Source organism: Paraburkholderia sp. (assembly GCF_028283785.1).
Classification (GTDB): Bacteria; Pseudomonadota; Gammaproteobacteria; order Burkholderiales; family Burkholderiaceae; genus Paraburkholderia.
In genome coordinates, this window is sequence record NZ_JAPWKB010000014.1 from 303,155 (window position 1) to 329,498 (window position 26,344).

Here is a 26,344-nt window from a genome sequence, read left to right on the forward strand (position 1 = left end):
GATTAGCAGGGTTAAGCCGTATTTCGAGCGGAATTCTTTAGGTAGGGCGTTGTGTGGAATGCGAGATTCCGCGCAAGGTTTGCATGAGAAGAAAGTATATGCGTTCGAGTGGCGCCCGTCCCCGACAGTCATAAAGAGGTTTCGCGTTTTCCCAGCGGAGTCTTTACTTTTTCAGCGCGGGTTTATTCGGCGCGAGACCGGTACGTTATGAAAGAGCGAGAAGAACAACGGTTGTTCGACCTCGATGGGAATGCGCGCGAGCGTTTGGTCCTGTGGATTCGGCGTCGGATGGATGAGTATGGCATTACCGTCGATGCGCTCGCGGAAGCGCTGGATGCGGATGAGGCCGCTGCGCGGGCTGTCAGGTATCGCGATGCGTATGGGAATACGTGGGATGGGTTTGGCGAGAAGCCGGATTGGCTCGCGAGGGCGATTTATGCTGGGCAGGATATTGATCATTTTCGGTGTTGAAAATTGGGGTTTGGGTTTGGGTTTGGTTCGGGTTGGTTTGGTTGTCCCGGTTTCGCGCTGGTCTGCCTGGATCGTCCCTGTGCGGGACCGCACCTACTTTTCTTTGCTCGCGCAAAGAAAAGTAGGCAAAAGAATGCGCGTTTACACCGCCACTTCGTAGCGAGTGGCGTTTTTTCAGAACGGGTAGTGGACCGCGCGCGATTTGAGTTGCCGCACCGCTTAAGCTAGTGACAAGGTAGTCATTCGTTCCGGCTGTTCGCTTCGCGACAGCCGTTGGGCACAGCCCCGTCTTCATCTCTCGGCGCTCTTCGCGCGCTGCACTCCGTCGGTCACAAAACCCACTTTCCTGGCAAGCGCCGGCCAGTTCGCGTCCGCAAAATTCCAGGCAACTCGCACGCGAGCAAAGAAAAGTAGGTGCGGTCCCGCACAGGGACGATCCAGGCGGACCAGCGTGAAAACAGGCCACGCACGCCACCCCAAGAACAACCAAACCAGCAAAACCCCCCACCCACCACCCGCAAAAAAACCAAAAGGCCAAAACCAAAACCAAAACCAAAACCAAAACACCAAAACCAAAACACCAAAACCAAAAAACCAAAAAACCAAAACCAAAACCAAAAACGCAAAAGGGGCCCGCATACCACACGAGCCCCCAAATCCATCAACAACCAGCAGAAATCAGAAAAAACCAAAAACCAAACCCTATGCCATTTCCTCAAACATCAAAGAAAACAGTCTCCGCATCTCCCTGCATCCGGATATCAAACCGATAAACCGCATTCCCCGTCCCCAGCTCACGCTTCGCAATCAATGTCCCGCGCCGAGCTGCCGGCACCGAAGCCAACACCGCATCGCCTTCGTTCGCTGCCGCTTCGTCCTCGAAATAAATCCGCGTGAACGCATGCATCAACGTCCCGCGCATCATCACGTTCACGCTCACGTGCGGCGCTTCCTGCGGCGAACGGCGACCCGGCTTCACGGTCTCGACCACGAATCGCTGCTGCGGATCCGTACCCGTCCCAACCCGCGCAAAGCCACGGAACTTCCGTTCTGTCACGTCCGCGCGCGACGCCGGATAACGTCCCTCGCTGTCCACCTGCGTGAATTCGAGCACCGCGTCGCCCACCACCGCGCCGTCGGCATCGAAAACCTGACCCACGATCGTGATGTGCTCGCCCGCTGCTTCACGGTCCGCCAGCGCCGACGTGAACAGGCTCTTCAGATCGAAGTTGTATTGCTCGGGACACAGCCCATACGCGAAGTACGGCCCGACCGTTTGCGAAGGTGTCTGTTTCAATTGGCTCATGGCTTAACGCTCCATCGGGGTTTCGTTGGCGCCGCGCAGCACGATGTCGAACTCGTAAGCGAGCGCATAGGCTTCTTCGGTCCGGTCGAGCGAGAAGCGCGAAATCAGGCGCTCACGTGCCTGCTCCGGCGTGCCCTGGAAAATCGGGTCGTACGCGAGCAGCGGATCGCCGGGAAAATACATCTGCGTCACCAGACGCGAGCCGAAATATTCGCCAAACAACGAAAAATGGATGTGATTCGGACGCCATGCGTTCGGATGGTTGCCCCAAGGGTACGCACCCGGCTTGATCGTCAGAAAACGGTAACGGCCGTCGTTATCCGTGATGCAACGTCCCGCGCCGAGGAAGTTCGGATCGAGCGGCGCGTCGTGCTGGTCCGCCTTGTGAACATACCGGCCCGCTGCGTTCGCCTGCCAGATTTCAACCAGCGTATTGCGCACCGGACGGCCACCTTCGTCCAGAACCCGCCCGCCGACGATGATCCGCTCGCCCAGCGGCTCGCCGTTCCGGACGGCGTTACGCGTCAGATCGTTGTCGAGCGTGCCGAGATCTTCGGCGCCATAAACCGGCGCGTACTGGTCGCGCAGCTTTTCCTTCAGCGGAATCAACGGTTGCGTAATGCCGCGCTTCACCGACGAACGGTAGCCGGGCGCAATGTAGAGGGGATGCGACTCGAAATCGCGGGGGGAAAGGAAGTTGTCTTCCATGATGTCTCCTGCGGGGGGATTGTTTATTGGTTCAATCAGTACGTGGGACTTTATCCAATCCTGGAAGTTATGCAAAATGACGTTTTTTCGTATCTCGTATAACCTCCCGTTATGCAACGTAGTCTCGCGGACAGCCGCGTCAAATTTCGTCATCTCCAGTGTTTTCTGGCCGTCGCCCAGTTCGGCGGCGTGCAGAAGGCCGCCGAACGCCTCGCGATCACGCAGCCGGCGGTGTCGAAAACCGTCGCCGAACTCGAAGCGATCCTCGGCGTCCGGCTTTTCGAGCGCGGCCGGCACGGCGCGGTGCCGACCCGCGAAGGCCAGCTTTTCATGCCGCACGCGAGCGCCTGCGTCAGCGCGCTGCGGCAAGGCGTCGATCTGCTCGCGCGGGCGGAAGGCACCACCGCCGCCACGCTCGACTTCGGCATTCTGCCGACGGTCGCCGCCGCGCTCGTGCCGTCGGCGCTGCGGCTGTTCAGCGCGCAGTGGCCTCGCGTGATCGTGCGTCTCGCGACGGGCGCCAACACCGATCTCCTCGAAAAGCTGAAGGCCGGCACCATCGAATTCGCGGTCGGGCGTCTGGCCGATCCCGAACGGATGGTCGGTCTGAGCTTCGAGCAACTGTTCAGCGAGCCGCTGATCGCCGTGGTCCGCGCCGGACATCCGATCGCATCGAGCGCGGGCTTGCCGGTCGCACTGCTCGAGCAATATCCCGTGGTTCTGCCGCCGCCCGGCACGCTGATCCGCCAGTCCGCCGACAGTCTGCTCACCGCATGGGGCGTGCCACCGCTGTCGGCGTTTATCGAAGTGCTGTCGGTGTCGATGGGGCGCGCGCTGGCGCTCGAAAACGATGCCGTCTGGTTCGTGCCGCTCAGCGCGGTCGAATATGAACTGGCACATCGGATGCTGGTGCGTCTGCCGTTGCCGTTCGCCGGCACCGACGAACCGGTCGGGCTGATTCGCCGCTCGGACACCCAACCGTCGGCGGCGGGGCGCGCGCTGATCGAATCGATGCGGCATGTCGCACTGCAACGCATGACGACCGTCGGCGCGGTCGCGACCGCGCCGAAAGCGGGCAGCAACGCGAGCGTCAACGGCAGCGTCGGTGCAAGCGCCAATGCGAGCCCAGGCCGTCAGAACGGCACAACCGGCAGCACCACAGCCGTGACGACGGGCGCGACGACCGCCAGCACGACGCGGAGCCGACCCGCCAGCCGGACCCGCAGCAGCGCCGCGCCCGGCGACACGCCGAAGCGCCGTCGCAAAGCAGGATGAACCATATAGTACAGACCGGCAGTTGCGGGGAGCCCCGCACCCGGTGTACAAACACGGTGCGCGCGGGATTGCGGTCTTTAGCGCCCAGCCAAACACCGCGCACGATAGATCGCGCGCCGACCGATTGTCCAAGGAGATAGCGATGCCCAGCGACCTGCCTACCCCGAACGCCGCGCAGTGCGCCGTGGTGGACCCGGAGCACAACCCGCTCGGTACTGCCGGCCTCGAATTCGTCGAATTCGCCACCCGCGACCCGAAGGAACTCGGCGGCCGCTTCGCGCAACTGGGCTTCAAGCCGATCGCCCGCCACATCAGCAAGGACGTCACGCTGTACCGTCAGGGCGAGATGAACTTCCTGATCAACGCGGAGCCCGACTCGTTCGCCGCGCGCTACGCGGAGGAATATGGCGTCGGCATCTGTGCGATCGGGATTCGCGTCGACGATGCGCAGCATGCATTCGACCGCGCGATCGAACTCGGCGCGTGGGCGTTCGAAGGCGAGAAAACCGGTCGCGGCGAATTGCAGATTCCGGCCATTCAGGGCATCGGCGATTCGCATATCTATTTCGTCGATCGTTGGCGTGGGCGCGGCGGTCAACGCGGCGGCGTCGGCGATATCTCGATCTTCGACATCGACTTTCGCCCGATCCACATCGACACCGCGCACGCCGATCTGAGCCACGCAGGCACCGGCCTGGTCGCCGTCGATCATCTGACGCAAACCGTCGGCGCGGGGCGCATGCAGGAATGGGTCGATTTCTACAAAGACCTGCTGAATTTCCGCGAGATTCACGAGTTGCACGCGAACTGGCACGTCTCGGCGGAATCGCGCGTGATGGTGTCGCCGTGCGGCGCGATCCGGATTCCGCTCTACGAAGAAGGCACGCGGCGCACGAACCTGATGCACGACTATCTGCCGGAACGTCCGGGTGAAGGCGTGCAGCATATCGCGCTCGCCACGCACGATATCTTCGCGACGGTCGAGCAGTTGATGGCCAGCGGTATCGAACTGGTCGAGCCGCCGCCGCGTTACTACGCGCAGCTCGACACGCGTTTGCCGGGTCACGGCGTCGATGTCGAACGGCTTGCGCGCGGACGCATCCTGGTGGATGGCGAGATCGGCGAAGACGGTGTGCCGCAGCTGTTTTTCCAGACGTTTATCCGTCGCCAGCCGGGCGAGATTTTCTTCGAGATCGTGCAGCGCAAAGGCCATCACGGCTTCGGCGAAGGCAACCTGAGCGCACTCGCCCAGGCGCGTCAGTCGTAACGCTTCAACGCAGCGCTTCCGCGCTACCGGATTTTCCTTGCGACGAGCGGCGCCGACGATTCCGGCGCGGCATCGAGCACCGCTTGCGGCGACGGCGCGTGACCCGAGCCCGGCGTCGCGACCGCACTGGTCGCCATCCACAACACCTCGGCATCGTCGATGCTGGTCGAGACGGCCGCGTGGCCGGTCCGGCTGTCGAAATACAGACTGTCGCCGGCATTCAGATGCGTCGGCGCATACAGCTCCGAATACAGGCACACGCTGCCGCTGATCACATACAGAAACTCTTCCCCTTCGTGACGACCCCAGTCGTCGAAGGCGTCGAGCGTATGCGCCGAAATGCGGATGCGAAACGGCAGCATGGTCTTGTGCGCGAGATCGGTGGCGAGCAACTCCATCTGATAGCCGCGATACGCGTGGCGTTGTCCTTCGTCCTTGCGCGTCAACGCGCGACGTCCGCTCGCGCCGGGCTTCGGCGCCGAGCCGAACAGCTCGCCGATCTCGATCTTCAAACCCAGCACGATTTTTTGCAGCACGTCGAAAGTGGGCGACATCAGGCCGTTTTCGATTTTCGACAGCGTCGAGCGCGACACGCCGCACAGGCGGCTCGCGGTTTCGAGCGTCATGTCGTGTGCGACGCGCGCGGCGCGTACGCGACGGCCGAGATCCGTGGTCGAAGGTTCGACGGGTTTGGTGAGGGACGTGTCCATAGCGATGATGAAAAGCGTGGGCGGCGCAAACTGGTTTCGATCATAGCATCGACGCCCGCACGGTCATCCTGGCCGCTGTCGCGCGCATGCGGCACAGCATTACGCGTTATCGCGCGATGTCGCTAGCTTCGCAGAAATCGTTGGTTAGCCGAGCCCTTACCGATTGCTACGATCGCCCGCTCAGTCAACCTCGAACATTGAGACAACCTCGGTCGAAGAATAATGAAAACACTCAGATCGCAGTCTTCTTCATTGCGAACCGGCCTGCGCGTCGGCCAGCTCGGCGCGGCGATTGCCAGCGTGATTGCACTCGTGTCCTGCTCGGGCGAAGTATCGGTGGCGCCGCAAACGGCATCGACGCCGGTCGTCGCGAAGCGTCCGAACATTCTCTACATCATGGCCGACGATCTCGGCTACTCGGACATCCACGCGTTCGGCGGCGAGATCGACACGCCGAACCTCGATGCGCTGGTGCAATCGGGCCGCATCCTGACCAACCATCACACCGGCACCGTCTGCGCGATCACGCGCGCGATGCTGATTTCCGGCACCGATCACCACCTCGTCGGCGAAGGCACGATGGGCGCGCCGACCGACGAGCGCAAAGGCTTGCCGGGCTACGAAGGCTATCTGAACGATCGCGCGTTGTCCGTTGCGCAACTGCTGAAGGACGGCGGTTATCACACGTACATGGCGGGCAAGTGGCATATCGGTTCGGGCATCGTCGGCAGCGCGACCGGCAGCGGCCAGACGCCGGACCAATGGGGCTTCGAGCACAGCTACGCATTGCTCGGCGGTGCGGCGACCAATCACTTCGCGCACGAACTCGCGGGCTCGAAAAACTACGCGGAAGACGGTCAGTACGTGCAGCCCGGACAACCCGGTCAACCGGGCGGAACCGGCGGCAGCCCGGCCGTCTTTTACTCGACCGATTTCTATACCCAACGGCTGATCTCGTACATCGATTCGAACAAGGGCGACGGCAAGCCGTTCTTCGCGTACGCCGCGTTCACGTCGCCGCACTGGCCGTTGCAGGTGCCGGAACCGTATCTGCACGACTACGCGGGCAAATACGACGCCGGTTACGACGTGATCCGCGCGGCACGGATCGCGCGTCAGAAAGCGCTGGGCATCATTCCCGCCGACTTCAATCCGTATCCGGGCGCGACGGAAACGCTCAGTGCCTCGGCGGGGACCGCGAACAACGGCACGGTCAACGCGAAATACGTCAGCGCCGTGCATAGCGCCGCGCAAGGCTATACGGACTACGGCACGGGTTACGTGAACAAGTCGTGGGCGAGTCTGTCGGCCGACGAGAAAAAGGCGCAGGCGCGCTATATGGAGATCTACGCGGGCATGGTCGAGAATCTCGATCACAACATCGGTTTGCTGATCCAGCATCTGAAGGACATCGGCGAATACGACAACACCTTCATCATGTTCCAGTCGGATAACGGCGCGGAAGGCTGGCCGATCGATTCCGGCGCCGACCCGACCGCGACCGATACCGCCAACGCCGCCGACCCCGTCTACTCGACACTCGGCACCGACAACGGCCAGCAAAACGCGCGGCGTTTGCAATACGGTTTGCGCTGGGCCGAAGTCAGCGCGACGCCGTTCCGGCTGACCAAGGGTTATTCGGGCGAAGGTGGCGTATCGACACCGCTGATCGTGCATCTGCCGGGGCAGACCGCGCAGAAACCGACCTTGCGCGCGTTCACGCACGTCACCGACAACACCGCGACCTTCCTCGCCGTGGCCGGCATCGCGCCGCCGACGCAAGCCGCGCCCGCGTTGATCAGTTCGCTCACCGGCGTCGATCAGAACAAGGGCAAGGTGGTGTACGGCAACCGCTATGTGTATCCCATCACCGGTCAGTCGATGCTGCCGTTGCTGAACGATCAGGGCACCGACGTGCATACCGCGTCGTTCGGCGACGAAGCGTACGGCCGCGGTTATCTGCGCAGCGCGGACGGCAAGTGGAAAGCGCTGTGGACCGAACCGCCGCGCGGGCCGGTGGACGGTCACTGGCAGCTTTACGACATGACGTCGGATCGCGGCGAAACCACCGACGTCGCCACACAGAATCCGTCGATCGTCGATGGACTCGTGCAGCAGTGGAACGCGTATATGACCGGCGTCGGTGGCGTCGAACCGCTGCGTCCGCGCGGCTATTACTGAGCGGATGGCGGTCGTGAGTCTTACTGTCAAAACTGTCGCCGGATACGGCGTGGTGTTCGCGGCGGTGTTCGGGATTGCGATGGCGGCGTCGGCGGCGTGGTCCGGCGCGCCACGCGGATTCGACGACGCGAACGGGTCGCGGCCGCTCGCGCCGCTCGGCTCGGAACACGCGTGCGAGCGCTATTCCGGCTTGCCGGCCGGATGGCGTGACGATCCGAAGGCGGGCATGGTGCATCTGCATGGCGGCGCCTTCGTGTTCGGCAGCCGGCGCGGCTACGAAGACGAACGTCCGGCGGGCGACGGCAAAACGACCGTCGGCGGATTCTGGATCGATCAGACCGACGTGACGAATGCGCAATTCGCGGCATTCGTTCACGCAACCGGTTACGTCACCGAGGCGGAAAAGCAGCACGGCGCCGCCGTTTTTCATACCCCGACGCGCGACGAAATGAACGCCCGCGATCTCGCGTGGTGGACGTGGGTGAAAGACGCGGCGTGGAATCGGCCGGGCGGACCGGGCAGCCGTATCGACGGACGGATGAACCAGCCGGTCACGCTCGTGACGCAAACCGACGCGCTCGCGTACGCGCGCTGGCTCGGCCGCGATCTGCCGACCGAAGCCGAATGGGAATACGCGGGCAAGGGCGGCCGTGACGACGCGGATCTCGATGTCGCGCCGCACGATGCGCACGGCAAGCCGACCGCGAATTACTGGCAGGGCGTGTTTCCCGTGCTGAATACGGATGAGGACGGTCACGCGGGATTGTCGCCGGTCGGATGCTACGAGGCGAACGGATTCCGGCTGTACGACATGATCGGCAACGCGTGGGAATGGACCAAAGATCCGTACACCGGCGCGCATCAGTCGCACACCAACGGCGACACGGCGGCCGTCGCACCGGCTTCGCGCCGGCACGACACGCCGATGGTGATCAAGGGCGGCTCGTTCCTCTGTTCGCGCGACTATTGCGTGCGGTATCGCGCGTCGTCGCGGGAGCAGCAGGAAGCGGATCTGCCCGCGTCGCATATCGGTTTCCGGACGATCTCGCGAGACGCAGGATGAGGCGGCTTCCGGTGGTGTTGACAGGACTCGCGCTCGGCGGCGCGCTGGCGGTTGCATTGCAGGCCGGCGTAAGCGCCGCGAGTGCCGTGCCGGTCGTGAAGGTCGGCGTGACGCGCGGCACGCATGCGGAGATTCTGGACGAAGTGCAGCGCGTGGCGGCGACACGCGGGATGCGGATCGACGTCGTCAGGTTCGACGACAGCACGCGGATCGACGCCGCGCTGGCCGCGCACCAGATCGACGCGGCGAGTTTCGAGGACGAACCCGCGTTCGATGCCGCGCGCACGCAGCACGGTTATCCATTGTCGAATGTCGCCACGACGATCACGTTGCCGATGGCGCTGTATTCGCGCAAGCTGACGACGCTCGCGCAGATCCAGCCGGGCGCGACCGTGGCGATTCCAGCCGATCCCGAAGGCATGGCGCGCGCGTTGATCCTGCTGCAAAACTACACGCTGCTGACGTTCGACGATCGAGCCGGTTTGCATGCGAAGCTGCGCGACGTGACCAGCAACCGGCTGCATCTGAACTTGCGTGCGTTGCCGCGCGAGCGCCTGTACGCGTCGTTGAACACCGTGACGTTCGCGGTGATCGATAGCGTGACGGCGGAGCAGGCGGGCCTCTTTCCGGCGCGCGACAGCATCGGTATCGAGGACGCGCGCTCGCCGTTTGCGAGCGTGCTGACCGTGCGCGACAGCGACCGCGCGCAAGCGTGGGTCGCGCAACTCGTCGCCGCCTATCACTCGGACGATGTCGCGCGCTTTATCCTGACGCGCTATCAGGATTCGGTGCGTCGGCCGTGGTGAATCGTGACGGTTGCCGGATCGTGCGACGGGGCGGTTGCGTCGCGCGTCAAGCGTATTTCGATCGACGCCGCGACTCAAATACAACACCTCGTCCGCCGATGCGCGACGCGTCGAAGCCCGCTGAACGGTGTCTGAACCCGCACCGTTGCGAACGTCCGGCACGATCCGGCGCATCGCGTCAAATCCTTACCAAATTACTGAGCGTTTTACCCAGAATCCCGTGGATGAACCGCACGACCGTTCGCATAGAATCGCCTCCAGATCGTCACATAAATCGACGCAAACCGGAGGAGACAACATGATGAAATTACGAGGGTTCGCCGTGGCCGCAGCCACGCTGTTCAGCGTCGGCGCGCACGCGCAGAGCGCGGGCGATCTGGTCGCGAACGTGGGCTGGTTTCACGTCGCGCCGCAGGATTCGAGCAAGCCGCTGACCGTCAACGCGCTCGGCTCGACCGTCACGGCGGCAGGCAGCGGCGCGAGCGTCGAGAGTTCGGACACGTTCGGCCTGACGCTGACGTACTTCATCACCGATCACTTCGCCACCGAAGCCGTGCTAGGCGTACCGCCCAAGATGCATCTGGACGGCACCGGCACGCTGTCGTCGCTGGGTGAAATCGGCTCGGCTTACGAGTGGAGCCCGACGCTGCTGTTCAAGTACTACTTCAACGATCCGCAAAGCCATTTCCGGCCGTACGTCGGCGCGGGTGGTTCCTATGTCTGGTATAGCGGCGTGAAACTGAGTTCGGCGATGTCGAGCGGCAGCTTCCTGTATTCGAGCACGTACGGCACGGCGCTCGAAGGCACGACGACGGCGAAGCTGAGCAGCTCGTTCGCGCCGGTGATCAACGCCGGTTTCGCGTGGAATTTCGACAAGCACTGGTCGGCGAACGTGTCGCTGTCGTATATGTGGCTGTCGACGCGCGCCACGCTGACCACGCATTCGGCGGTGGCTGGCACGGTGACCAGCAGCACCAAGCTGAAGGTCAATCCGATCGTGTCGTTCGTCTCGGTCGGATACCGGTTCTGACGACGTGTCCGTGACGCGGCCGCGCGACTGCGTCGTGCCGCGTCGCCGGATTGTCGGTCACGCGATGCTTCAGCGTGTCAAACCGGCAGGGCACGACAGCACGTGTTGCGGTGCGAGTGTCGTGCCGGGCTGGCCGTCGGTGGCGGGCGTGCCTTGGGGCGGCGTCACGATCAGCCTGACGCTGTTTTCACCCGCATTCGCCAGCACGTAACGATCGACGCTGCCCTGCGGCTGCCAGTACGCGCGATACACGCTGCCGTCCTTGAAAACATGCAAGGTGCCGTGAGCGGTTGCGCCGCCCGCGATGAAATCGACCGGTTCGCCGTCACGCAGCCTGAACGCGGTTGGCGCGCCTGAACCGGTCGAGGCGCCCGCAGCGCCCGAATTCCCTCCCGACGCCGCATCGCCCGATGCAGCCGACCTCCCCACCAGCATTCCGCACGCCGCTTCTCCTGGCGTCGCCCGGACTGGCGTCGGCGCCACTGCCGTGACCGTTGCCGTGGCGGCAATCATCATCGCCGTGAACAGCGGCGACAGCATCTTCGTTTTTGCCATAACGCGCCTCGTTGCAAAGCTGGACGATGGCCAGCCTACGAGAAGCGTGCGCGCACCGCAAGCGGGTCCGCGTCCGGGATCAGGTCTGAATTTCGCTACTGCAATGCAGGTCGATGCCCGCGGCCGTCAGCACAGCCGGATTCCGGGCCGGCATTCCCTCTACCGGAGCCGAATCCATGACCCGCACGCCTTTTATGTTCCGTACCGTCACTGTCGCGCTTGCCGCTGCCATCGCGCTGTTACCCGCCGTCAGCCGCGCCGACGACACGCCCGCGCCATGTGCCGCGCTCAAGCGGATCGTTGCGGCCGCGCCGCACGGTCTGGGCGCGTTGACGCCCGACGACGGCAAGGGCGTCGCCGAGCCTTATGGCGACGACGCGAAGTGCAGCGCGTCGCGAGGCGCGTATCAATGCATGTGGACGCCGCACCAGGAGGCGGGCTCGAACGCGGACGCGTTGCAGGCCGTGGCGGCCGATATCGCGTCCTGTCTGCCGGAAGCGACCCACGATCAGAACTCGCCGGGACGGCAGCACTTTTACGTCGGCACGCGCAGTCAGCGCACCGACATCACAGCAACGCCCGCAGGCGCGCACAAACTGAAGCTGGTCGTGACCGGAAAGTGACGCGCCAGCGCGGGCTCAGGCGCTGCGCGTGCGCGCAGCCCAGTTGATGCGTCCGCGTGCTGCATCGGCGGTGGCGGCGAGGCGGTCGGCGAGCTGTGCGACGGCGCCGTCCAGTTGAGCCCACGATTGGGTCGACGGTTGCGCGATCAGGTCGGCGGACGCAACGGCGTCGGCCGGGAGCGCGCTCGACACCGGTGAAGCGGTCACAGTGGCCGCAGCGACGTTACGCTCGCCGCGCCCGTTATAGCGCGACAGCAGCGCATCCAGCCGCCCGACGATCGACGCGACGTGCGCGGCGCTCACCCGCGTCTGCGTGTCGATGGCGTTTATCTCGTCGATCGCGTCCGTTTCAGTGCCGCTCCGGTGCGTCAGCGTTCGTGCCCAATGGATGCAGCACAGCAACGACCCGGTGGCGAGTTCCAGCGACGGATTCCACACGAACACGCGCTGTGTCTGGAGCGGCCGCAGCGCGATCCGCAAATCGTGCCAGCTCCGGTCGAGCGTGCGCGTCGCGGCGCCGGTCGCGCGGCCCGCATCCGACAACGTGACGACCTCGCGCAACGCGGCCAGTACGGCGGCCAGCCGCGCGTCGATATGGCGCGTCGCGGCAAGCGGCATCATCAGCATCGCGACCGCGAACGATACGCCGCAACCGATCAGCACTTCCTCGATCCGCAACTCGACCAGCGGTCCGATCGCGAAACCGAGTTCGCCGTACACCAGCCCGACCAGCACCGTGATGAAAAACACGCCCAGCGCATACGCGCTCAGAATGAAATACGCCCAGCCGAACACGCAGACGATCATCGCGATCACCAGCAGCACCGGTGCGTCATGCAGCGTCGACGCAAGCACCACGCTGACCAGCGCGCCCGCCAGTGTTCCGGCGACGCGCTGCGCGCCGCGATAGATCGTGTCGGCGCGCGACCGGGTGCCGAGAAACACTACGAAGGTGGTAATCACCGCCCAGAACCAGCGCTCGGGCGACAGCGAATGACCGAGCAGCATCGCCAGCAACGCGGCCGTGGTGGCGCGGGTCGCGGGAAGCCAGGTCAGCTTCGTGCGCAGACCGGCGAGCCGCTCGCGCAACGGTGCCGGATGCGCGGACGCGCCCGACCCGTGCGACGCGCCGTCGTGGCGCGCTGCCGCCGCGAGCCGGGCGATCGCATGGCGCACGGCCGCCGCGCCCGCATCCGTCGCCGAAGCGCCCGACGCGTACGCATATTGACCGGCGGTCACTTCGAGTTCGACCAGCCGTTCGCGCAGCGCGTCGGCGTGATTCGGCGCGAGCAGCGCAAGCCGTTCCTCGAGCGCGAGCGCGGCTTCGTTCAGGCTCGACAGATTGGCTCGCATCGACGCCGACGTCGTGGTCGACAGCGGGCTGACGTGACGGGGCGTTTGCAGCAGGCGTTGCGCGCGCAACGTCACCGTGTGGATCGCAAGACGCATCGTCGCGGCGGCGCGCATCGGCACGACCAGACGTCCAATCAGCGCAATCGCCGCAGGCGCGGCCAGCGACAGCGCAAGACTTTCGGCCAGCAGCGGGATCGACGGATGCAGATACAGACCGAGATAGAACATCACCACGCCGAGCATCGCGCTGCCGAGCGCGCGCGGACCGCACGCCTGGCACACCATGCCGATGAACATCACGATCAGGAAACCGGCGTCGCCCGCGAGCGGAATGCGGCCGAGCAGCGTGGCGACTGCGAAATTCGCCATCGCGCACACGTAGAGCAGAAAGAGGGAGGTGAACCAGTCGGCGCGGCGGGCGTCGCGGATAAACAGCGGCGCGACCATCGCGAACAGCACGCCGGGTGCAGCGACGATCAGCGGCTGATGCGAGCCGACGGCCCAGCCGATACTGACGACGCCGGTCAGCAGGCACGCGAGCGCGGCGCGCAACGCAGTGTGTAGCCGGACGAGTCCGGGGTCGGCAACCAGCAGGCGGCCGGTGACGCGCGAAAACGCGGCAGCAATCATGGTGTTGAGTTCCAGGCGGTGTGTCGCGCGGCTTTTGGCCGGGAGCGGCACGACGGGCGTCGTCCAGACGACCCGCATATCCTTCGTCACGCCGCCCGTCGCTGCGAACCGGGATCACCGGCATACAACGTCGAACGGCCACGGGAAAAGCTCACCCGCGCCGTTCCGGAGCGCGCGAAGGGTGATCGCGCGAAACAGGCGGCTGCGGGTTTTCCCGGATGATACGTGGTCAAAAATGGGCGTGTCTATCTTCAGTGGAACCCGGCGCCGCGCCGACCCGCATTTGCCGCTGGAATGCGGCGAATTTGCGACAGATTCGCCGCGTCGCGCTCGCGGCGGGACGCGCTCATTGCGCGTCGTGAAAAATCACGCCGAGCGTGGTCCGATGCCCGGCGCGCACGCGGCTCACGCCATGCCGCAGATTGACGCGATACACGCCGCGCGTGCCTTGCACCGGCCGGTGATGCACGGCGAACACCACCGCGTCGCCCTGGCGCAACGGTACGACTTCCGCGCGCGACTGCATCCGCGGACGTTGTTCGGTCAGCACGAAGCCGCCGCCGTCGAAGTCGCGTTGCGGCTCCGACAGCAGAATCGCCACTTGCAGCGGAAAAACGTGCTCGCCGTATAAATCCTGATGCAGACAGTTGTAATCGCCGGCTGCGTATTGAAGCATCAGCGGCGTCGGGCGCGTCTGACCGGCCGCGTGACAGCGGCGGATAAACGCGTCGTGCCGCGCCGGAAAACGGGTGTCGATCGACATCGACTCGTTCCAGCGATTCGCGACCGGCGCCAGATGCGGATATAGCGCCGTCCGCAATTCGCCGGGCAACGGCGGCAACGGATACGCGAAGTACTGGTATTCGCCGCGCCCGAAACCGTGGCGCGCCATCACCACGCGGCTGCGAAACAGCGCGTCACGCGGATACAGCGCGGCGCATGCGTCGCATTCGTCGGCGCTCAGCAGCGCGGGCAGCGTCGCCCATCCGTCGGCGTCGAGTTGCGCGGCGACGCGCGGCCAGTCGATTGCGTCGATGCGTGCGGTCAACGGCGACGGCAAAGCGGCCGCGTCGGCGGGGACATTCCATTCGTTCAGCGCGTGCGACATCGCAAGCTCCTTCGCCTTCCGGCGTCGATTCGATGCAGCCAGTCTAGTGACGGCTCGCCGCGCGCGCACTCCGTCTCTTGCGCTGCAATTCGGGTTTCCGCCGATCCTTCGGCGCAGCGTCTTAAGCAAAACCAAACGCATGCTTTTGGAATGCCAACTTCGCGAATCCGCGCGGGCGGTTCATAGTAGGTCCCAATCAAAGCAATCAATCGGAGACCTTTCATGACCGGAGTTCCGCCGCGTCTGGACGACTGGCTCAACAAGGAAGCCGTGGCCGAGGACGACATCACGGCTTTTCCGCTGACGGCGCTCGCCGCAACGTTCGACCGTGAAGAAGCCGCCGCGACGCGGCATCTCGTGCCGCCGCTGTGGCACTGGCTGTATTTTTTGCCGGTTTCGCCGCTTGCCGAAACCGGCGAGGACGGCCATCCGGCGCGCGGCGGATTCCTGCCGCCGGTGCCGTTGCCGCGCCGGATGTGGGCGGGCGGACGGCTGACTTTTCATGCGCCGCTGAAAGTGGGCGAGCGTGCGACGCGCACGTCCACCATCGTCAATATCGACGATAAAACCGGCCGCTCGGGCCGCCTCGTGTTCGTCACCGTGCAGCACACCATCGAAGCCGACGGCGAACTGAAGATCGACGAAGAGCACGACATCGTCTATCGCGACGCGCCGCAACCGGGCGCAACCGACACGTCGAAACCCGCGCGTGCGCCCGACCGCGAAACCTGGTCGCGCCGCATCGACGCCGACGCGGTGATGCTGTTCCGCTATTCCGCGCTGACCTTCAACAGTCACCGGATTCACTACGATTTTCCGTACGTGACGCAAGTGGAAGGTTATCCCGGCCTGATCGTTCATGGACCGTTGATCGCCACGTTGCTGCTCGACCTCGTGCGTCGCGAGCAACCGGACGCCAGCGTCCAGAGTTTCGCGTTTCGCGCGCAGCGCCCGACCTTCGCGGGACAGCCGTTCACCGTCTGCGGCACGCCGTCCGCAGACGGCAAGACGATCGAGCTGTGGGCCAAAGATCACGAAGGCTATCTGACGATGCGCGCCACCGCCACACTGGCCTGAGGCTCCGCTTCGTCACTGCATCGTGCTGCGCGCGGTTCGCCGTTCGCGAAACCGGGACCGAACCGGTACGCGCTTACGCTTGCCTAAAGCACGCCCAAAGCACGCCCATTCACCGTCACAACCTTCATTCACGCTCATGCAAACCACGCAACAGGAATCGTTCCAGGACATTCGCGAAGCGGTTCGCGATCTGTGCCAGCAATTCTCCGGCGAATACTTTCGCAAGATCGACGAGGCGCGCGGCTATCCCGAAGCGTTCGTCGATGCGCTGACGCAGGCGGGTTGGCTCGCCGCGTTGATCCCGCAGGAATACGGCGGCTCGGGGCTCGGGCTGACGGAGGCCTCGGTGATCATGGAGGAGATCAATCGCGCGGGCGGCAATTCGGGCGCGTGTCACGGCCAGATGTACAACATGGGCACGCTGCTGCGTCACGGTTCCGACGCGCAGAAAAACCGCTATCTGCCGAAGATCGCCAGCGGCGAGTTGCGTTTGCAGTCGATGGGCGTGACCGAGCCGAGCACCGGCACCGACACCACCAAGATCAAGACCACCGCGCAGCGTCGCGGCGACCGTTACGTGATCAACGGGCAAAAAGTCTGGATTTCGCGGATCCAGCATTCCGATCTGATGATCCTGCTCGCGCGCACGACGCCGTTGTCGGACGTGAAGAAGAAGTCCGAAGGCATGTCGATTTTTATCGTCGATCTGCGCGACGCGATCGGTCACGGCATGACCGTGCAGCCGATCCTCAACATGGTCAATCACGAGACCAACGAACTGTTCTTCGACAACCTCGAAATTCCCGCTGAAAACCTGATCGGCGAGGAAGGTCAGGGCTTCAGATACATTCTCGACGGCCTGAACGCGGAACGCACGCTGATTGCCGCCGAGTGCATCGGCGACGGCTACTGGTTTATCGACAAGGTGAGCGCCTACGCGAAAGAGCGGATCGTGTTCGGCCGTCCGATCGGGCAGAACCAGGGCGTGCAGTTTCCGATTGCGCGCGCGTTCGTCAATGTCGAAGCCGCGAGCCTGATGCGCTTCGAAGCCGCGCGTCGTTTCGATGCGCACGAGCCGTGCGGCGCGCAGGCGAACATGGCGAAACTGCTCGCCGCCGACGCGTCGTGGGAGGCCGCCAACGCGTGTCTGCAGTTCCACGGCGGCTTCGGTTTCGCGTGCGAATACGACGTCGAACGCAAGTTCCGCGAGACGCGTCTGTACCAGGTTGCGCCGATCTCGACGAACCTGATCCTGTCGTACGTGGCCGAGCATATTCTCGGTTTGCCGCGTTCGTTCTGACCGGCCGGAGACACGGATGAAACCGCTCGAAGGCATCAAGGTCGTCACGCTCGAACATGCGATCGCCGCGCCGTTCTGCACGCGTCAGCTGGCCGATCTGGGCGCGCGCGTAATCAAGATCGAACGGCCGGGCACCGGCGATTTCGCGCGTGGCTACGATGAACGTGTACACGGTCTGTCGTCGCATTTCGTGTGGACCAACCGTTCGAAGGAAAGCCTCGCGCTCGATCTGAAACAGCCCGCCGCGATGGAAATTCTCGACGCGCTAGTCGCCGATGCCGACGTGCTGGTCCAGAACCTCGCACCCGGCGCCGCCGACCGGCTCGGCCTCGGTTACGAGCAGTTGAGCGCGCGTTATCCGAAGCTGATCGTCTGCGATATCTCCGGCTATGGAGCGGACGGACCGTATCGCGACAGGAAGGCCTACGACCTGCTGATTCAAAGCGAATCGGGATTTCTGTCGGTAACGGGCTCGCCGGAACAGCCCGCGAAGGCCGGTTGCTCGATCGCCGATATTGCCGCGGGCATGTACGCGTATTCGAACATTCTCAGCGCGCTGTTGCAGCGCGGCCGCACCGGACGCGGCTGCCGGATCGATGTGTCGATGCTCGAAAGCATGGTCGAGTGGATGGGCTATCCGATGTACTACGCGATCGACGGCCAGAGTCCGCCCGCGTTGTCCGGCGCCGCGCACGCGACGATCTATCCGTATGGTCCGTTTCCCGCAGGCGACGGCAAGACCGTGATGCTCGGTTTGCAGAACGAGCGCGAATGGAAGCTGTTTTGCGATCAGGTATTGCTGCAACCCGAACTCGCTGCCGATCCGCGCTTCATGACGAATTCGAAACGCACAGCGGCGCGCGACGCGCTACGCGCGGTGATCGTCGATGCGTTTTCGGGCTTGAGCGCCGCGCAGGTCGGCGAGCGGCTCGATGCGGCCGGTATCGCCAACGCGCAGATGAATACGTTGCACGACGTGTGGTCGCATCCGCAACTGAAGGCGCGCGAACGCTGGCGCGAAGTGGCGACACCAGCGGGGAATGTGCCGGCGCTGTTGCCGCCCGGCGTGCCGTCGAATGCGGACGCGCGGATGGACGCCGTGCCCGCGCTCGGCCAGCACACCGACGCGATCTTGCAGGAACTCGGCTACGACCGCGTGCGCATCGACGCGCTGCGCGCGGACGGCACGATCTGAGACCCGCCCACTTTCACCGGAATCCAGACTGACATGAACGATCAGGCCTCTTTCGACGATCATCCCGGCCGCGTGCTCGCGACCTTTGCCGCGCAACTCGATTTCGACGCGATTCCCGCCGACGTCGTCGAGCGCACGGTGAATCTGTATGTGGACTGGATCGGCTCGGCGCTCGCGGGCAAAGGCGCGCGCCCGGTCGAAACGATTGCGGCGTTCGCGCGGCAAGCGGGCGGCGCGTTCGGTGCCGGTGGGCCGTCCGAAGTGTTGATCGACCGCACGCGCACGACGCCGTATTTCGCGGCGATGGTGAACGGCGCAGCGTCGCATTTCGCCGAGCAGGACGACGTGCACAACGGCTCGGTGTTTCATCCGGCGACCGTGGTGTTTCCGGTCGCGCTCGCGTTGGCGCAGGCGAAACGTCTGTCCGGCCGCGACCTGATCGTGGCGGCCGTGGCCGGTTACGAGGTTGGGATCCGGATCGGCGAATTTCTCGGGCGCTCGCACTACAAGGTTTTCCATACGACCGGCACGGCGGGCACCGTCGCGGCGGCGGCCACGGCAGGGCGTCTGTTGGGGCTGAGCCCGTCGCAGATGCTCGACGCGTTCGGCTCGGCCGGCACGCAGGCGAGCGGTCTATGGGAGTTTCTGCGCGACGCCGCCGATTCGAAGCAACTGCACACCGCGATGGCCGCCGCGAACGGGCTGATGGCCGCGCAACTCGCCGCCGACGGTTTCAAAGGCGCGACACGGATTCTCGACGGTGACAAGGGCATGGCCGCCGGCATGTCGAGCGATGCCGATCCCACGCGTCTCACCGACCGGCTCGGCACGCGCTGGGCGACCGCCGAAACCTCGTTCAAGTATCACGCCGCGTGCCGCCACACGCATCCGGCCGCCGACGCGTTGCTCGCCGTGATCCGGCAATACGCGCTCGCACCGGAGCAGATCGCGAGCGTCACCGCGCATGTCCATCAGGGCGCGCTCGACGTGCTCGGCGCGGTGGTCGTGCCGCGCACCGTGCATCAGGCGAAGTTCAATATGGGGACCGTGCTGGGGCTTGTCGCGCATCACGGTTACGCGGGCGTCACCGAGTTCGAGCAGAATTTTTCAGCGGACGCGATTGCCGCGTTTCGCGACACCGTGCGAATGGCGTTCGACGACGAAGTGGACCGCGCCTATCCGGCGCGCTGGATCGGCAAGGTAACGGTGACGACGCACGACGGCCGCACGTTGACCGGACGCGTCGATGAGCCGAAGGGCGATCCCGGCAACACGCTGTCGCGCGACGAACTGGCGGCCAAGCTGCGGCGGCTGGCGGCGTTTTCAGGCGCGGCATCGGACGATGAAGCGTCGCACATACTGGATCGCGCGTGGCATGTCGTGTCGCAGGAAACGGTGGGCGACGTGTTCGCCGTTGCAAGCCGTGAAGCCGGTGGCGGTTCGGCGCAACGTGCTGAAAAAGCCGCGCGGGCGGCGGCATGAGTACGCGCGTGAATGTCCGGGTGCCGCGCTCGTATCTGTTCGTGCCGGGCAATCGTCCCGAGCGGTTCGGGAAGGCGTTTGCAGCCGGTGCCGACGCGGTGATTCTCGATCTCGAAGACGCCGTGCAACCCGATGACAAACCGTCCGCGCGTCGAATCGTGGCCGAGGCGCTGGCGACGCTGACCGCTTCGGCCCCGGTCGCCGACGATGCGCCGGAGCGGGCGCAGCCGCGGGTACTGGTGCGGATCAACGGGTCGGACACGCCGTGGTTCGCCGACGATCTCGCGGCGTTGTCCTCGCAGGTTGGGTTGAGCGGCATCGTGTTGCCGAAAGCGGAAACACGCGAGCAGATCGACGCGGTGCTGGCGTCGGCGCATGACGGATTGTCGGTGTTGCCGATCGTGGAGACCGCGCGAGGAGTCGCACAGCTTGGGGCGTTATGCGGTGCGCCGCGAGTGAGCCGGATCGTATTTGGGACGCTCGATTTTCAGGTCGATCTCGGCATTGACGGCGATGGAGTCGAGTTGCATTTTTTCCGTTCGCAGATCGTGCTGGCGTCGCGGCTGGCGGGGATCGGTGCACCGGTCGATGGTGTGAGCACGACGCTTGACGATCCCGCCGCGATCGAAGCCGACGCGCGGTGCGGGCGACGGTTTGGGTTTGGGGGCAAGCTTTGCATTCATCCGAGGCAGGTTGATGCGGTGCATCGGGCTTATGCGTGGAGTGATAGTGAGAGGGAATGGGCTGGGAGGGTGTTGGCGGCGGTTGAGGGTAGCCGCGGCGCGGCTGTGGCTCTGGATGGGAGGATGGTGGATTTGCCGGTGATTTTGAAGGCCAGGACGGTGATGGAAGGGATTTAGAGGTTTGGTTTTGGTTTTGATTTTGGTTTTGGTTTGGTTGCTCCTGGCGTGGCGTGCGCGTCCTGTTTTCACGCCGGTTTGCCTGGATCGTCCCTGTGCGGGACCGCACCTACTTTTCTTTGCTCGCGCAAAGAAAAGTAGGCAAAAGAAAGCGCGTTTACACCGCCACTTTGTAGCGAGTGGCGTCCTTCCAGAACGGGTAGTGGACCGCGCACGATTTGAGTTGTCGCACCGCTTAACCTGGTGACAAATGGTATGGACGCCTCCCCCTCGCGAGGGCTGCTGACCGAATGGTCGGGGCGCGACCAGGAAGGTGGGTTCTCGCAACCGACGGCCTCAGATGTGCCAGAGTGGAAGTTGGGCAACGTACCACTTGAGGAAGGAGAACCCAAATGAAGCTTACTCCGGTTGGTGTCGATATTGCGAAGCAGGTGTTCCAGGTCCACTGGGTTGATCCGCAAACAGGCGAGGTCGTCAGTTGGCAGATCCGACGCGCCACGTTTCTGTCGCACTTTGCAAATCGCGCGCCGTGCCTGATCGGCATGGAAGCGTGTGGCGGTTCCCAGCACTGGGCGCGTCATCTGGAGCAGATGGGTCATCAGGTGAAGTTGATGCCGGGCCAGGCGGTCAAGGCGTTTGTGAGCGGTAACAAGAGCGACGTGGCTGATGCACGGGCAATCTGGACCGCGGTACAGCAGTCGGGCGTGAGGTCCGTGACGGTCAAGACTGAATCGCAGCAGGCCGTGCTGGCATTGCACCGGATGCGCCAGCAACTGATCAGGTTTCGCACGATGCAGATCAATGGATTGCGTGGGCTGCTGACGGAATACGGTGAAGTGATGGCGGTAGGCCGCGCCGCGCTGAACCGGGCGATGGCTGATGTGCTGGCGCGCCTGGAGGCGCGTTTGCCCACGATGCTGGTGGACACGCTGCGTGAGCAGTGGCAGCGGCTTGACGTTCTCGATGAGCAGATTGCGCGAATCGAACGCCGGCTCTCGGACTGGATGAAGGAAGAGCGTGCCTGCCGGCAGATCGCCGACATTCCCGGCGTCGGGCTGCTGACAGCGACCGCTGCTGTGGCGACGATGGGCGACCCCAAAGCGTTTCATTCAGGACGTGAGTTTGCGGCCTGGCTGGGTCTGGTGCCCAGACAGACCGGCACCGGTGGCAGGATCAGACTGCATGGGATCAGCAAACGCGGTGATGTGTATCTGCGCACACTGCTGATCCACGGTGCACGATCGGTGCTCGCGCGCGCGAAAGAGCCAGGCCCGTGGCTCGAGCAGTTGGGCCGGCGGCGCCCGCATAACGTGGTAATCGTTGCGTTGGCCAACAAGATGGCCCGAACGATTTGGGCGCTGCTGGCGCACGGGCGTACGTACGAGAAAGGCTATGTGAGTACGCGAGCGGCGTAAGCGCTGCAATGACTGAATAAACCGGTTTTGCAGGAGATGGGATGTCAAAGGTTGCGCAAGGTAATTGAGTGTGATGGCACACAGGTCAGACCGGGACTCACCAAACCTGAACTGCCTTGCGGGCTAACAGCCCGTGTGTCAAGTGAGGCGTGAGCCAGCGGATTCCATCGAGGCCAGCGGGTTCGACCTGCAACAAGGCCGGATATAAAGCCGCAACCTTCCTGTCTACCAACACACACGAAAACCCTTGGCAAACGGGAGGCGTCCATATAAAGGCAGTCATTAGTTCCGGCTGTTCGCTCCGCGACAGCCGACGGGCACAGTCCCGTCTTTATCTCTTGGCGCCATTTCATGCGCTGCACTCCGTTCGTCACAACACCCGTTTTCCTGGCATGCGCCGGGCGGTTCTCGCGCGCAAAATTCCTGGCAACCAGGAACGTCGAAACCTTCGTGAAGTTGGGCGAATGCCGTGGCGCAAACCGGGCTTCGATCCGGACGCTAGAGCGGTCGTTAAGGCGGGCGAATCGTGTGGCGTGAACGGCCTTTGAGCCGACGCCGGAACTCTCGAAAAAACGGGCGAATGGCGTGGCGAAAACCGGGCTTCGATCCGGGCGCCGGAACCGTCGAAGCGGCGGGCGAATGACGTGGCGCAAATGGGTTTTTGAAGTGGGCTACCGCCGCGAAGCGGGCGGGATGTGCGGGCGCGGACCACCACGTCAGGCGGCGCGGCAACTCCAAACGTGCGCGGTCCACTACCCGTTAGTCAGTAGACGCCACTCGCTACGAAGCGGCGGTGTAAACGCGCTTTCTTTTGCCTACTTTTCTTTGCGCGAGCAAAGAAAAGTAGGTGCGGTCCCGCACAGGGACGATCCAGGTAAACCGACGTGAAACCGGGACAACCAAACCGGGACAACCGACCCGACCAGCGCGAAAACAGGCCCCACGCACCAGCCTAAGAACACCCCAACCCCAATTAAAAACCAAAAACGTTTCCGATAAGAAAACACCCCACTCCACCGTCCCCCAAAAAAATAAAACCCGAAAACCAAACCAAAACCCAAAGCCAAACCCCAAGATTTGCCGCCAAAAACCCCCCGGTGTATAGTCGAAACCCTCACCAAGTTTCGTATCGGAAATTAAAAGGACCCGTTTATGAACGCCTCGACCATCCTCGCCGATCTCGGCATCGCCGACACCTCCCAAACCGGTGATATCGCGGTTCATTCGCCGGTCACTGGCGAACTGATCGGCCGCGTGACAAGCAGCACGGCGGCGGATGTCGAAGCGGCGCTGGCCAGCGCGAAACGCGCGTTCGAACACTGGCGCAACGTTCCCGCCCCGCGTCGCGGCGAACTGGTCCGCCTGCTCGGCAACAAGCTGCGCGACAAAAAGCAGGCGCTCGGCAGCCTCGTCACGCTGGAAACCGGCAAGATCCTCCAGGAAGGCCTGGGCGAGGTGCAGGAAATGATCGACATCTGCGACTTCGCGGTCGGCCTGTCGCGTCAACTGTACGGCCTCACCATCGCGTCCGAACGGCCCGGTCACCGGATGGCGGAAAACTGGCACCCGCTCGGCACCTGCGTCGTGATCTCCGCATTCAATTTCCCGGTGGCGGTGTGGTCTTGGAACGCGGCGCTGGCACTGGTCTGCGGCAATGCGGTGATCTGGAAACCGTCGGAGAAAACGCCGCTGACGGCACTTGCGGTCAACCGCCTGATGCAAGACGTACTCGCCGAATTCGGCGACGCGCCCGCTGGCCTCACTGCATTAATCAACGGCGGCCTCGACGTCGGCGCGCAACTGGTCGCGGACCCGCGCGCGTCGCTGGTCAGCGCAACCGGCAGCACGGAAATGGGTCGCACGGTCGGGGTCGAAGTGGCGAAACGCTTCGGCCGCTCGTTGCTCGAACTCGGCGGCAACAACGCGGGCATCGTCACCCAAACGGCCGATCACCCGCTGGCGTTGCGCGGCATCCTGTTCTCGGCGGTCGGCACGGCAGGGCAACGGTGCACGTCGCTGCGCCGCCTGTTCGTCCACGAGAGCGTGTACGACCAGACCGTCGATCGTCTGAAGCAGCTGTACAGCAAGGTGCCGATCGGCAATCCGCTGGAAAAGGGCACGCTGATGGGCCCGCTGATCGACCGTCAGTCGTACCAGCGGATGCAGGAAGCGCTGCAACAGGCGGCAAGCGAAGGCGGCAAGGTGTCCGGCGGCGAGCGCGTCGAGGTCAAGGGTTACGAGGGCGGCTACTATGTGCGTCCGGCGCTGGTCGAAATGCCGTCGCAAACGGCCGTCGTGCTGAAGGAAACCTTCGCGCCGATCCTGTACGTGCTGCGCTATTCGAACTTCGACGAAGCCGTCGCGGCGAACAACGCATCGGCGCACGGATTGTCGTCGTGCGTATTCACGACCGATCTGCGCGAAGCCGAGCGTTTCCTGTCGGCGGCGGGCAGCGATTGCGGAATCGCGAACGTCAATATCGGACCGAGCGGCGCGGAAATCGGCGGTGCGTTCGGCGGTGAAAAAGAAACCGGCGGCGGCCGCGAATCCGGCTCGGATGCGTGGAAAGCCTACATGCGTCGCGCGACCAACACGGTCAACTACTCGTCCGCGTTGCCGCTCGCGCAGGGGATCGACTTCAACCTCGACTGATACGGCAACGCGTCAAGCGTCCGCTAACGGAGAACGTAGGAGACGAATGTGAGTTCGAGCGTCGTGGTGATGGGCGGTGGGGTCGTGGGCAGTTCGATCGCGTATTTTTTGCGGGCGTCCGACCCGACGGTGAACGTCACCGTCATCGAGCGCGATCCGACGTATGCACGGGCGTCGTCGGCGCTGTCGGCGGCATCGATCCGCCAGCAGTTCTCCACGCCGTTGTCGATCCAGATGTCCTTGTACGGCATCGAATTTCTCCGCAGCATCGGCGAGCGTCTCGCCATCGACGGCGAGCAGCCGCAGATCGATCTGCACGAGGGCGGCTATCTGTTCCTCGCCACGCCGTCGGGCGAGCCGATCCTGCGCGCGAATCACGCGCTGCAACGCAGTCTGGGCGCGGATATTCATCTGCTCGACACGCGCGGCTTGCAGGCCCGTTTTCCGTGGCTACAAACGGACGATCTGGTCGCGGGCGCATACGGCGCGACCGGCGAGGGCTGGTTCGACGGCTACGGTCTCGTGCAGGCGCTGCGAAAAAAAGCGCGGGCGCTGGGCGCGCACTATGTCAACGACGAAGTGACCGGCCTGACGCGCGACGGCGCACGCATCACGCATGTGGAAACCCGGAACGGCGAGCGTTATGCGTGCGACTTCGCGGTGAATGCCGCGGGCGCGTGGTCCCGAAAGCTGGCGGATCTCGCGCAGATCGACTTGCCGGTATTCGCGCGTCGCCGCAGCATTTTCAACGTGACGTCGCCGGCGCGGTTGACCGGTTGCCCGCTACTGGTCGATCCGACCGGCGTGTATTTCCGTCCTGAAGGCGCGGGTTATATCTGCGGGACATCGCCGTCCGAAGAGAACGACCCGAACGACTTGCCGCTCGACGAAGTGGACCACGCCATTTTCGACGACGTGATCTGGCCGGCTTTGGCGCATCGCGTTCCGGGTTTCGAAGCATTGCGCGTGCAGCGAAGCTGGTCCGGCTATTACGAATACAACGTGTTCGATCACAACGCGATAATCGGCTGTCATCCGAGCGTGAATAACCTGATTTTCGCCAATGGCTTTAGCGGCCACGGACTGCAACAAGGACCGGCAACCGGACGCGGCGTGAGCGAACTGATATTGCACGACCGTTATACGACGCTGGATTTATCGTCGTTGAGTTTCGATCGCGTGATTGCCAATACGCCTATCGTCGAAAGAAACGTCGTTTAAAACGCGTCGTAGAAAAAGCGCTTAAACCGGCCAACCACACACAATACAAAACGAGG

Annotated in this window: 23 protein-coding genes; 16 read left to right on the forward strand and 7 right to left on the reverse strand. The window is 63.9% G+C overall.

Annotated features, from left to right (window positions below):
* The first annotated feature begins 207 nt into the window (after positions 1-207).
* Positions 208-471 carry an H-NS family nucleoid-associated regulatory protein gene (locus tag PW947_RS17355; RefSeq protein ID WP_299633578.1) on the forward strand — a complete coding sequence of 88 codons (264 nt, stop codon included), beginning with the start codon at positions 208-210 and terminating at the stop codon, positions 469-471.
* Positions 472-762: 291 nt separating this feature from the next.
* Here PW947_RS17355 and PW947_RS17360 read toward each other — a convergent pair whose 3' ends face one another.
* From PW947_RS17360 to pcaH, 3 genes are all read right to left on the reverse strand, one after another.
* Positions 763-1,110: a hypothetical protein gene (locus PW947_RS17360; protein ID WP_299633579.1), complete on the reverse strand. Its 348-nt coding sequence runs from the start codon at positions 1,108-1,110 to the stop codon at positions 763-765.
* A gap of 76 nt (positions 1,111-1,186) precedes the next feature.
* Complete coding sequence (gene pcaG, locus PW947_RS17365) at positions 1,187-1,777, reverse strand: protocatechuate 3,4-dioxygenase subunit alpha (RefSeq protein ID WP_299633580.1); 591 nt, start codon at positions 1,775-1,777, stop codon at positions 1,187-1,189.
* A gap of 3 nt (positions 1,778-1,780) precedes the next feature.
* Positions 1,781-2,485, reverse strand: a complete 705-nt coding sequence (pcaH, locus tag PW947_RS17370) for a protocatechuate 3,4-dioxygenase subunit beta (RefSeq protein ID WP_299633581.1) — start codon at positions 2,483-2,485, stop codon at positions 1,781-1,783.
* Positions 2,486-2,596: 111 nt separating this feature from the next.
* Here pcaH and pcaQ point away from each other — a divergent pair, with 111 nt between their 5' ends.
* Positions 2,597-3,760 (forward strand): pca operon transcription factor PcaQ, encoded by a 1,164-nt coding sequence (gene pcaQ, locus PW947_RS17375; RefSeq protein WP_299633582.1) that lies wholly within the window; start codon positions 2,597-2,599, stop codon positions 3,758-3,760.
* A 142-nt stretch (positions 3,761-3,902) separates the two neighbouring features.
* Positions 3,903-5,027, forward strand: a complete 1,125-nt coding sequence (locus PW947_RS17380; RefSeq protein ID WP_299633583.1) for a VOC family protein — start codon at positions 3,903-3,905, stop codon at positions 5,025-5,027.
* 23 nt (positions 5,028-5,050) lie between these two features.
* Here the strand turns inward: PW947_RS17380 and PW947_RS17385 are convergent, their stop codons facing one another.
* Positions 5,051-5,737, reverse strand: a complete 687-nt coding sequence (locus PW947_RS17385; RefSeq protein WP_299633584.1) for an XRE family transcriptional regulator — start codon at positions 5,735-5,737, stop codon at positions 5,051-5,053.
* Positions 5,738-5,959: 222 nt separating this feature from the next.
* Here PW947_RS17385 and PW947_RS17390 point away from each other — a divergent pair, with 222 nt between their 5' ends.
* The 4 genes from PW947_RS17390 (at position 5,960) to PW947_RS17405 (ending at position 10,817) form a co-directional block, all read left to right on the forward strand.
* Complete coding sequence (locus PW947_RS17390) at positions 5,960-7,918, forward strand: arylsulfatase (RefSeq protein WP_299633585.1); 1,959 nt, start codon at positions 5,960-5,962, stop codon at positions 7,916-7,918.
* Between the two features lie 79 nt (positions 7,919-7,997).
* Complete coding sequence (locus tag PW947_RS17395; protein WP_299633689.1) at positions 7,998-8,981, forward strand: formylglycine-generating enzyme family protein; 984 nt, start codon at positions 7,998-8,000, stop codon at positions 8,979-8,981.
* The gene (locus tag PW947_RS17400; protein ID WP_299633586.1) at positions 8,978-9,787 is read left to right on the forward strand and encodes a MetQ/NlpA family lipoprotein; all 810 of its coding nucleotides are present in this window, start codon (positions 8,978-8,980) and stop codon (positions 9,785-9,787) included. The genes PW947_RS17395 and PW947_RS17400 overlap by 4 nt, the downstream gene beginning before the upstream one ends.
* Before the next feature lie 301 nt (positions 9,788-10,088).
* On the forward strand, positions 10,089-10,817 hold the full coding sequence (locus PW947_RS17405; protein ID WP_299633690.1) for an OmpW family outer membrane protein: 729 nt from the start codon (positions 10,089-10,091) through the stop codon (positions 10,815-10,817).
* A 69-nt stretch (positions 10,818-10,886) separates the two neighbouring features.
* On the opposite strand, the gene PW947_RS17410 is transcribed toward PW947_RS17405, so the two are convergent.
* The gene (locus PW947_RS17410) at positions 10,887-11,372 is read right to left on the reverse strand and encodes a hypothetical protein (RefSeq protein WP_299633587.1); all 486 of its coding nucleotides are present in this window, start codon (positions 11,370-11,372) and stop codon (positions 10,887-10,889) included.
* Positions 11,373-11,548: 176 nt separating this feature from the next.
* Between PW947_RS17410 and PW947_RS17415 the strand changes: the two genes are divergently transcribed.
* Positions 11,549-11,995, forward strand: a complete 447-nt coding sequence (locus PW947_RS17415) for a hypothetical protein (RefSeq protein ID WP_299633588.1) — start codon at positions 11,549-11,551, stop codon at positions 11,993-11,995.
* Positions 11,996-12,010: 15 nt separating this feature from the next.
* On the opposite strand, the gene PW947_RS17420 is transcribed toward PW947_RS17415, so the two are convergent.
* Complete coding sequence (locus PW947_RS17420; protein ID WP_299633589.1) at positions 12,011-14,068, reverse strand: FUSC family protein; 2,058 nt, start codon at positions 14,066-14,068, stop codon at positions 12,011-12,013.
* Positions 14,069-14,324: 256 nt separating this feature from the next.
* Positions 14,325-15,086, reverse strand: coding sequence for a 2OG-Fe(II) oxygenase (locus tag PW947_RS17425; RefSeq protein ID WP_299633590.1), 762 nt, complete (start codon positions 15,084-15,086; stop codon positions 14,325-14,327).
* A gap of 222 nt (positions 15,087-15,308) precedes the next feature.
* Here PW947_RS17425 and PW947_RS17430 point away from each other — a divergent pair, with 222 nt between their 5' ends.
* The 8 genes from PW947_RS17430 (at position 15,309) to PW947_RS17465 (ending at position 26,288) form a co-directional block, all read left to right on the forward strand.
* Complete coding sequence (locus tag PW947_RS17430; protein WP_299633591.1) at positions 15,309-16,163, forward strand: MaoC family dehydratase N-terminal domain-containing protein; 855 nt, start codon at positions 15,309-15,311, stop codon at positions 16,161-16,163.
* A gap of 136 nt (positions 16,164-16,299) precedes the next feature.
* Positions 16,300-17,463, forward strand: a complete 1,164-nt coding sequence (locus PW947_RS17435; protein ID WP_299633592.1) for an acyl-CoA dehydrogenase family protein — start codon at positions 16,300-16,302, stop codon at positions 17,461-17,463.
* A 16-nt stretch (positions 17,464-17,479) separates the two neighbouring features.
* Positions 17,480-18,658, forward strand: coding sequence for a CaiB/BaiF CoA-transferase family protein (locus PW947_RS17440; protein WP_299633593.1), 1,179 nt, complete (start codon positions 17,480-17,482; stop codon positions 18,656-18,658).
* Between the two features lie 33 nt (positions 18,659-18,691).
* Positions 18,692-20,140 (forward strand): MmgE/PrpD family protein, encoded by a 1,449-nt coding sequence (locus PW947_RS17445; RefSeq protein ID WP_299633594.1) that lies wholly within the window; start codon positions 18,692-18,694, stop codon positions 20,138-20,140.
* On the forward strand, positions 20,137-21,000 hold the full coding sequence (locus PW947_RS17450; RefSeq protein WP_299633595.1) for a CoA ester lyase: 864 nt from the start codon (positions 20,137-20,139) through the stop codon (positions 20,998-21,000). The genes PW947_RS17445 and PW947_RS17450 overlap by 4 nt, the downstream gene beginning before the upstream one ends.
* 392 nt (positions 21,001-21,392) lie before the next feature.
* The gene (locus tag PW947_RS17455) at positions 21,393-22,415 is read left to right on the forward strand and encodes an IS110 family transposase (RefSeq protein WP_299633596.1); all 1,023 of its coding nucleotides are present in this window, start codon (positions 21,393-21,395) and stop codon (positions 22,413-22,415) included.
* Positions 22,416-23,567: 1,152 nt separating this feature from the next.
* Positions 23,568-25,067: an aldehyde dehydrogenase family protein gene (locus tag PW947_RS17460; RefSeq protein ID WP_299633597.1), complete on the forward strand. Its 1,500-nt coding sequence runs from the start codon at positions 23,568-23,570 to the stop codon at positions 25,065-25,067.
* Between the two features lie 48 nt (positions 25,068-25,115).
* Entirely contained in the window at positions 25,116-26,288 is a 1,173-nt protein-coding gene (locus PW947_RS17465) for an FAD-binding oxidoreductase (protein ID WP_299633598.1), read from the forward strand.
* Positions 26,289-26,344: the final 56 nt, after the last annotated feature.